Source organism: Bacillus sp. MBGLi79 (assembly GCF_002953915.1).
The window spans coordinates 3,522,717-3,531,267 of sequence record NZ_CP026521.1 but is presented as its reverse complement, the minus strand read 5'-3'; the positions used below and the strand labels follow the sequence as shown (position 1 = coordinate 3,531,267).

The window sequence follows — 8,551 nt, the reverse complement described above, 5'->3', positions numbered from 1 at the left end:
ATATCAAACAAAAAGGATGGAGCGCCATGTGTACAAGTATCACGTTGACGACTGCGGGGCGGGAGCATTTATTGGCGAGGACGATGGATTTTGATTTTGAGCTTAACGGGGAAGTGCTGTTGCATCCGCGTCGCTACAAATGGAAAAGTGAAGCAGACGGCAGCGAGCATGCCGGCCGGTATGCGTTTATCGGGATGGGCAGAAGGCTCAATAATGCGCTGTTTGCCGATGGTGTGAATGAAAAAGGATTGTCTTGCGCGGCGCTTTATTTCCCGGATTATGCTGTGTATGAAAGCGAGACGAAAGAGCAATGCCGCAATCTTGCGCCGCACGAATTTGTGACATGGGTGCTGTCGGAATGCGGCGATTTGGAGGAAGTGAAAAAAGCGGCTGTTTCCGTAAACATTGTTGAGAGAGAGGTCAGCTTGCTCGGTACGGTGACGCCGCTTCATTGGCTATTAACGGACCGCTCCGGTGCGAGCATCGTTGTTGAACCGGCGGCCGGAGGCATTCAAATTCATGATAATCCGGTCGGCGTGCTGACGAACAGTCCGGATTTTCCTTGGCATTTGACCAATTTGCGCAATTATATCGGTCTTCAGCCGGGACAGTTTGCCGCGAAAAAGATGGGAGACCTGACGCTGTCGGCTTTTGGCCAAGGTTCCGGGCTGTCCGGATTGCCGGGAGACTTTACACCGCCATCCCGTTTTGTCAGGGCGGCAGTTTTGAAAGAGCACATGAAGCCCGTGTCCAACGAAACAGAAGGCGTTTCTGCCGCGTTTCATATTCTCTCCAATATGAATATTCCCAAAGGGATTGTCATGACTGACAATGGCGAAGACGATTACACCCAATATACGGCGGTGATGTGCAGCGAGACGTGCAGCTACTATTTTCACCATTATCAAAACAGGCAGATTCAAAAGGTTTGCATATTACAGGAAGACCTGGACAGCAACGAAATAAAGGCGTTTCCGCCAAAGCAGGAAGAGACGTTTCATTCTCTTCAATCATAAACGAAAGAAGGAACAATATTGCAAAACAAAACAGCAAACAGACTCATTTTATTAGGCATTAGCTTACATAGCATATATTGGTTGTTTATATTATTTTTGTTTTTTCATTTCAAACATCAATTTGACGTTTATGCCGTTTGGAATCCGAATGTCACGGACGGATATATGGAGGCTGGGACTTTCGTGGCCGCGCTGAAGTTGATGATCTACTCAGGCACGTTGTTTAATTTGGCTCTCTTGTTCATTTTGAGCTTGTTGATTGTAATTTTAGTACAGTCGGTCATTTTTATTGCCCTGGAAATCACCGCTTACGTGAAAATCAAAAAAGATCCGTTTTCTCCATGGGGCTCTTTTATTTTAGCGATGGGCATTAAAAACATTTTCACAAACTTATCAGGGATTCCGTTCATGGCCGCCGGATTCATTCTTCATAAGCAGCAGGAACCGAAAGACGCAGTTGCACAGCCGGCAGCCCGAAGGAAAGCAAGGCGAAGCCCCGCATTGCTTATGAAAAAGGCGGCGAAAGCTAGAAAACATAGAAATAAAGGTATAAAGTCTTAGTTTCTAGTTTGCGTGTATTCTATTTTTTATGAGACAATTGTAATGAAAGCGTTGACATGAACAAAAACAGGTGCTACAGTATAGTTACAAACTAATATCAGCAAGTTTCTTAAGGATTGTTACTGCTTTTGCAGGCAAAACCTAAGTTGCGTACAGCTTTTTGGGACATCGTCCCATTCAAGCCGGCGTAATTTAGGTTTTTTTTATACCCAAAATGAGGAGGTGATGTGAGATTCCGAGGATTCATTGCGGTTCCAAGCCAATAAAAAAGCCGGGTGAAGGCGGCCACCTTCAGTCCGGCGGATTCCCCCAAAGGAGGAGGTACTCATATGGATTATAATAAAGTATCGAAGGACATTTTACAACTCGTGGGCGGTGAAGAGAACGTACAGAGCGTGATTCACTGCATGACAAGACTGCGTTTCAACCTTTATGACAATGCGAAGGCAGACCGCGCGAAACTGGAAAGTCTTTCGGCTGTAATGGGCACCAACATCAGCGGCGACCAGTTTCAGATTATCGTTGGAAATGATGTGCCTAAAGTTTACAAAGCGATTATCGAAAACAGCGGACTGAGCGAGGGAAAGGCTGGCATGCAGAAAGCAGAAGGAAAGACAAATGTGATGAGCGCCATCTTTGATGTCATTTCCGGCGTATTTACACCGATTCTGCCGGCGATCGCCGGTGCGGGTATGATCAAGGGGATTATAGCGTTAGCCGTGACGTTCGGCTGGCTGAGCGAGAATAGCCAGGCGCACACTATTCTGACTGCTATCGGCGACGGTGCGTTCTACTTCCTGCCTTTATTGCTTGCGGTCAGTGCAGCGAAAAAATTCGGCAGCAACCCTTATGTTGCTGCGGCGATCGGAGCGGCGATTCTGCATCCCGATCTGACAGCGCTCCTCGGTTCAGGGGAAAGCATTTCCTTTATCGGATTGCCTGTAACCGCTGCCACGTATTCGTCGACGGTGATTCCGATTTTGCTTGCCATCTGGATTTCATCTTATGTAGAAAAATGGATTGATAGAATCACCCCGACTTCTTTGAAACTCATCTTTGTTCCGACTTTCACCCTGCTGATTGTCGTGCCCGTTACATTGATCACGGTCGGTCCACTCGGAGCGATTATCGGAAACTATCTATCTGTCGGTGTGAATTATTTATTCCAGCATGCTGGCCTCATTGCAATGGTTCTGTTGGCCGGAACGTTCTCTCTCATCATTATGACGGGAATGCACTACGCGCTGGTGCCAATTATGCTTAATAATATTACTCAAAACGGATACGACTACTTGATGCCGGCCATGTTTCTGGCCAATATGGGGCAGGCGGGCGCGTCATTCGCAGTCTTTTTACGCTCAAGAAATAAGACGTTCAAATCGTTGTCGATGACGACAAGCATCACGGCGTTGATGGGAATCACGGAGCCGGCGATGTACGGTGTCAACATGAGGCTGAAAAAGCCGTTTGTCTCAGCGCTTCTCGGTGCAGCCGTCGGCGGTGCTTTTTACGGTGTCACAGGCGTTGCATCCTACATTGTTGGAGGCAACGCCGGATTGCCTGGCATTCCGACATTTATCGTCCCTACATTCGTTCAGGCGATGATTGGCCTTGTTATAGCGTTTTTTGCAGCGACGATTATCGCTTATCTGCTAGGGTTTGAAGATGTGCCTTCACAGGAAGATGAAGTTCAGGCTAAAGACGAACCTCAAGGCAACGCGGCCGCCGAAGAAATTATTCAAAGCCCGCTGAAAGGCGAAGTCAAAGCATTGAGTGAAGTGGATGATGCGACATTTTCAGGAGAAGTCATGGGAAAAGGTGTTGCCATTGAGCCAGAAGAAGGCAAAGTGGTGTCGCCTGTATCAGGCACGATCACGACCGTTTTTCAAACGAAGCACGCCCTCGGCATCACTAGCGACAATGGGGCAGAAATTATTATTCATATCGGAATCGATACGGTGAAATTGAACGGTGAGCACTTTACCGTGCATGTCAATAAAGGAGACGCTGTAAAGCCGGGAGACCAGCTTGTCTCATTTGATATGGATGCGATTAAGGATGCGGGCTATCAGTTAATCACGCCGGTTATCATCACAAATACGGACCGGTACCAGTCGATCAAGCCTTTGAAAACAGATGAAAGCGTTGACATTGAGGAAGCGCTGATCGCGCTGGCGTAGAGAGAGGAAAGCTCGACAAATTTGGATGAGGTGAAAGGATATGACTGAACAAACGAAAAAATTCCCTGATGGTTTTTTATGGGGCGGAGCGGTTGCCGCAAACCAAGTAGAAGGCGCCTATAATGTCGGCGGAAAGGGGCTCTCGACAGCTGATGTGTCGCCGAACGGGGTCATGTATCCATTCGATGAGTCGATGGAGTCATTGAACCTGTATCACAAAGGCATCGATTTTTACCACCGCTACAAAGAAGACATCGCTCTTTTCGCCGAAATGGGATTTAAAGCGTTTCGAACATCGATTGCCTGGACGCGGATTTTTCCTAACGGTGATGAAAGTGAACCGAATGAAGAAGGACTCGAATTTTACGATCGCCTCTTTGATGAGCTATTAAAATACAATATTGAGCCAGTCGTGACGATATCCCACTATGAAATGCCGCTCGGTTTAATTAAAAAATACGGAGGCTGGAAAAACCGGAAAGTGATCGAGTGCTATGAACATTATGCGAAAACGGTTTTCACCCGCTATAAAGACAAAGTGAAATATTGGATGACGTTCAACGAAATCAACATGGTCCTGCATGCGCCGTTTACAGGCGGTGGCCTTGTATTTGAAGAAGGCGAAAACCAGTTAAATGCGATGTACCAAGCGGCGCATCATCTATTTGTTGCAAGCGCCCTTGCGGTAAAAGCAGGCAAGGATATTATTCCGGACGCTAAAATCGGCTGTATGATTGCCGCAACGACGACATACCCGATGACGCCAAAACCGGAAGACGTGCTCGCCGCGATGGAAAATGAGAGAAGAACGCTGTTTTTCTCGGACGTACAGGCACGCGGAGCTTATCCGGGCTATATGAAGCGCTTCTTTAAGGAAAATGGAATTGCGATTGAGATGGCTGAAGGTGATGAAGACATTCTGAAGGAAAACACAGTCGACTATATCGGTTTCAGCTACTACATGTCAATGGTTGCGAGCACGAATCCGGAAGATTTGGCAAAAACGGGAGGCAACTTGCTCGGAGGGGTTAAAAACCCGTACCTTGAATCGTCCGAATGGGGCTGGCAGATCGACCCTAAAGGAATCCGCATTACGCTGAATACATTGTACGACCGCTATCAAAAGCCGCTTTTCATTGTTGAAAACGGGCTCGGCGCCGTCGATGTTGTCGAAGAAGACGGTTCGATACAAGATGACTACAGAATCAACTATTTGCGTGATCACTTAAAAGAAGTAAGAGAAGCGATCGCAGACGGCGTCGACTTAATCGGCTACACATCATGGGGCCCGATCGACTTGGTCAGCGCATCCACCGCCGAAATGAAAAAACGCTACGGCTATATTTATGTCGACCGTGACAATGAAGGAAACGGCACGTTTGCAAGAACGAGAAAGAAAAGCTTTTACTGGTATAAAAAAGTGATCGAAACGAATGGCGAGAGTTTGTGATATTTAAAATGGCTGTCCTTTACAGGACAGCTTTTTTCTCTGTAGCGCATGAAAACGATTTGCTATACACTTGACTTAGAAAAAAGACAAAAAGTGCGGTGAGGCAAATGTTTAAACTGCTGTTGATCGAAGACGATGAATCGCTGTTTCAGGAAATAAAAGAACGGTTAACCGGGTGGTCATACGAGGTGTACGGCATCGACGATTTCAGCGAAGTGATGCAGGAGTTTGCGGCGATTAAGCCCGATTGCGTCATTATCGATATTCAGCTGCCGAAATATGACGGGTTTCATTGGTGCCGGCAGATCCGTTCCCGTTCCAACGTTCCGATTCTCTTTTTATCTTCGCGCGACCATCCTGCTGATATGGTCATGTCCATGCAGTTTGGAGCAGATGATTATATTCAGAAACCGTTTCATTTTGACGTGCTGATTGCCAAAATCCAGGCGATTTTCCGCCGTGTTTACGACTATAATACGGAGCCTGAGATTCTGAAGAAAGCGTGGTGCGGTGCAACCGTTGATCCCGAGCAAAACCGCGTCAGCAATAAGGCGGGGTCGATCGAGTTGACGAGGAATGAAATGTTCATTTTAAAACAATTGATCGACCAAAAAAACAAAATTGTCAGCAGGGAAGAATTGATGAGAAGCTTATGGAACGATGAGCGTTTTGTCAGCGATAACACGCTGACGGTCAACGTAAACCGTTTGAGAAAAAAACTGGATACCTTGAACTTGGGGCAATATATTGAGACAAAGGTCGGCCAGGGCTATATGGCGAAAGAAGAAGGATGATGAGAATGCTGAAAGCGTTTTTGACCGAGAGGCGAAGCTGGATCGCCATATTTGTCTTGCAGCAGATCGTCTTTCTGTTTATCGCTTATGTCGATTCATCCATTCCTTTTGCATCGATTTTATATATGACCTATTTGTCTTCATTTATTTTTATCGTTTTTGTACTTGTCCGCTTTCGGAGGGAAACGAAGTTTTATAAAAGCCTGGAAGAATGGGATCACAATCTCGATGTGACAAACATTCGAGAGGCGGAAACGCCTTTCGAAACGATGATTGAAAAAAGCATAGCCGAACAAACGAAACAGTTAAAGCAAGAGGCGGCGCAGCATCGCCTGGCATTGGAGAATGAAAAAGATGAGCTCATGGCCTGGATACACGAAGTCAAAACGCCGCTTACCGCCATGCATTTGATCATGGAGACGATTGACGATCAATCATTAAAATCGAGACTCGACTATGAATGGCTGCGCGTTCACCTGCTGCTCGATCGCCAGCTTCATCAAAAGCGGATGTCATTTATCGAAAATGACTTGTCTCTTGAAGCTCTAGAGCTCAAACCTTTAATCTTTAAAGAACTAAAAGATTTGCAATCATGGTGCATTCCAAAAGGGATCGGGTTTGATATACAGCTTGAGGCCGGGGAAGTGCTCAGCGATGCGAAATGGCTGTCTTTTATCATGAGGCAGCTGCTGACAAACGCAGTGAAATACAGCGAAGCATCCGATATTTTGATTAAAAGCTATGAACAAGATGGCCAGGTGCATCTCGCAGTTCAAGATTTTGGACGGGGCATCGATCCAAAAGATATACCGCGTGTGTTTGACAAAGGTTTCACATCAACAACGGAGCATCATGATCAGGCCGCCACGGGAATGGGGCTGTATTTGGCGAAAAAAGCGGCAAAGCCGCTCCTGATTCATATCGAGGTTGATTCTAAACCAGGAACGGGGACAACCTTTACGCTGATTTTTCCGAAGCGGAACGAATTTTCCCGTGTGCTTGGCGTGTGACAAAAGTGTCACACGCTTTTCTTTTTTGTTCGCTGAATCGAAGGAAAACGGCTGTTCTCCTTTCTATAATAAAAATATCCAGTCAAAAGGAGATTTTAAAAATGATGATTTTAGAAGCGAAAAAAATACGAAAAAGCTATGGAAATAAGCACAATAAACACGAAGTGTTAAAGGGAATTGACATTCAGATCCAAAAGGGTGAATTTGTCAGTATTATGGGCCCGTCAGGTTCAGGCAAAACAACATTGCTCAATGTTCTGTCCTCTATTGACCAGGTGAGCGGCGGAACGATTAACATCAACCAAGCTGAGATGACGAATCTGAAGGAAAAACAGCTTGCTGAATTCAGGAAGCAGCATTTAGGATTTATCTTTCAAGAATACAATTTGCTCGATACGCTGACAGTGAAAGAAAATATCCTTCTGCCGCTGTCGATTACGAAAATATCAAAAAAAGAAGCCGGTCAAAAATTTGAGGAAGTCGCGAAAGAATTAGGCATCTTTGAGCTGAAGAATAAGTATCCGAATGAAATTTCCGGCGGGCAAAAACAGCGCACATCAGCAGCCAGGGCGTTTATTCATGAACCGAGCATTATTTTCGCTGACGAACCGACCGGTGCGCTTGATTCGAAATCCGCATCAGACTTGTTAAACAAGCTGAGCCAGTTAAATCAAAAGCGCCGGGCCACAATCATTATGGTAACCCATGATCCCGTCGCCGCGAGCTTCTGCAGCAGAGTGGTTTTCATTAAAGACGGACAAATTTATACGCAGCTGAATAAAGGCGGACAAGACAGGCAGATGTTCTTTCAGGACATCATGAAAACGCAAGGCGTGTTAGGCGGGGTTCAGCATGAGTATTAATCAGCTGATCTTCCGCAACCTGAAAAAGAATATACGGAACTATTACCTTTATGTGTTTGCGTTAATCTTCAGCGTGGCGCTTTATTTTGCGTTTGTTACGCTGCAGTATGATCCGGCGATCGATGAAGTGAAGGCATCGATAAAAGGTGCAGCGGCTTTGAAAGCAGCTTCCATTCTTCTAGTGGCAGTAGTAGCAGTTTTTATTTTGTATGCCAATACGATTTTTATTAAGCGGCGCAGTAAAGAAATCGGTTTATTCCAGCTAATCGGCATGAGGAAGCAAAAAATCTTCCGTATTTTAAGTTTGGAAAATGTCATGCTGTATTTCGGCTCTTTGGTCATTGGGGTGTTTGCCGGGTTTTCGATCTCAAAGCTCGTGCTTATGACTTTATTTAAAATAGTAGATGTTCAAGCTGAAACCGAATTGAATTTTTCCGGAGAAGCGCTTGTGCAAACTGTCATTGTATTCTGCGGAATCTACCTGCTGGTGATGGTGATGAATTATACGTTTATCAAAAAGCAAAGCATTTTGTCATTATTTAAAGCGACATCAGCTACGGAAGATAAGGTAAAGAGAATATCCGTTTTTCAAATGATCATTGGCTTATTGGGCATCTTGTTTATTTTGTCGGGATATTACATTTCTACTGAGTTGTTCAGCGGAAAATTCAAGACCA

General features: G+C 45.5%; 8 protein-coding genes. All 8 read left to right on the top strand.

The window, feature by feature from the left end; all coding sequences use genetic code 11:
* The first annotated feature begins 26 nt into the window (after nucleotides 1-26).
* Nucleotides 27-1,016, top strand: coding sequence for a choloylglycine hydrolase family protein (locus C1T29_RS18035; protein ID WP_025810551.1), 990 nt, complete (start codon nucleotides 27-29; stop codon nucleotides 1,014-1,016).
* Between the two features lie 18 nt (nucleotides 1,017-1,034).
* Nucleotides 1,035-1,577 carry a hypothetical protein gene (locus C1T29_RS18030; protein ID WP_025810552.1) on the top strand — a complete coding sequence of 181 codons (543 nt, stop codon included), beginning with the start codon at nucleotides 1,035-1,037 and terminating at the stop codon, nucleotides 1,575-1,577.
* A gap of 329 nt (nucleotides 1,578-1,906) precedes the next feature.
* Nucleotides 1,907-3,757, top strand: a complete 1,851-nt coding sequence (locus tag C1T29_RS18025) for a beta-glucoside-specific PTS transporter subunit IIABC (protein WP_208945525.1) — start codon at nucleotides 1,907-1,909, stop codon at nucleotides 3,755-3,757.
* A 40-nt stretch (nucleotides 3,758-3,797) separates the two neighbouring features.
* The gene (locus tag C1T29_RS18020; RefSeq protein WP_095291262.1) at nucleotides 3,798-5,207 is read left to right on the top strand and encodes an aryl-phospho-beta-d-glucosidase; all 1,410 of its coding nucleotides are present in this window, start codon (nucleotides 3,798-3,800) and stop codon (nucleotides 5,205-5,207) included.
* A gap of 107 nt (nucleotides 5,208-5,314) precedes the next feature.
* On the top strand, nucleotides 5,315-6,001 hold the full coding sequence (locus C1T29_RS18015) for a response regulator transcription factor (protein ID WP_020453510.1): 687 nt from the start codon (nucleotides 5,315-5,317) through the stop codon (nucleotides 5,999-6,001).
* 5 nt (nucleotides 6,002-6,006) lie between these two features.
* Nucleotides 6,007-7,011 (top strand): sensor histidine kinase, encoded by a 1,005-nt coding sequence (locus C1T29_RS18010; RefSeq protein WP_020453509.1) that lies wholly within the window; start codon nucleotides 6,007-6,009, stop codon nucleotides 7,009-7,011.
* A 101-nt stretch (nucleotides 7,012-7,112) separates the two neighbouring features.
* A complete protein-coding gene (locus tag C1T29_RS18005) occupies nucleotides 7,113-7,874 on the top strand; it encodes an ABC transporter ATP-binding protein (protein WP_020453508.1) in 762 nt (253 codons plus the stop codon).
* The coding region (locus tag C1T29_RS18000; RefSeq protein ID WP_208945524.1) for an FtsX-like permease family protein at nucleotides 7,864-8,551 on the top strand (688 nt) is incomplete at its 3' end. The genes C1T29_RS18005 and C1T29_RS18000, both read left to right, overlap by 11 nt.

Bases quoted from the DNA above. Each gene is read 5' to 3' on its own strand.
- C1T29_RS18005 (WP_020453508.1), top strand. From the start codon at position 7,113: ATGATGATTTTAGAAGCGAAAAAAATACGAAAAAGCTATGGAAATAAG.
- C1T29_RS18035 (WP_025810551.1), top strand. From the start codon at position 27: ATGTGTACAAGTATCACGTTGACGACTGCGGGGCGGGAGCATTTATTG.
- C1T29_RS18025 (WP_208945525.1), top strand. From the start codon at position 1,907: ATGGATTATAATAAAGTATCGAAGGACATTTTACAACTCGTGGGCGGT.
- C1T29_RS18015 (WP_020453510.1), top strand. From the start codon at position 5,315: ATGTTTAAACTGCTGTTGATCGAAGACGATGAATCGCTGTTTCAGGAA.
- C1T29_RS18020 (WP_095291262.1), top strand. From the start codon at position 3,798: ATGACTGAACAAACGAAAAAATTCCCTGATGGTTTTTTATGGGGCGGA.
- C1T29_RS18010 (WP_020453509.1), top strand. From the start codon at position 6,007: ATGCTGAAAGCGTTTTTGACCGAGAGGCGAAGCTGGATCGCCATATTT.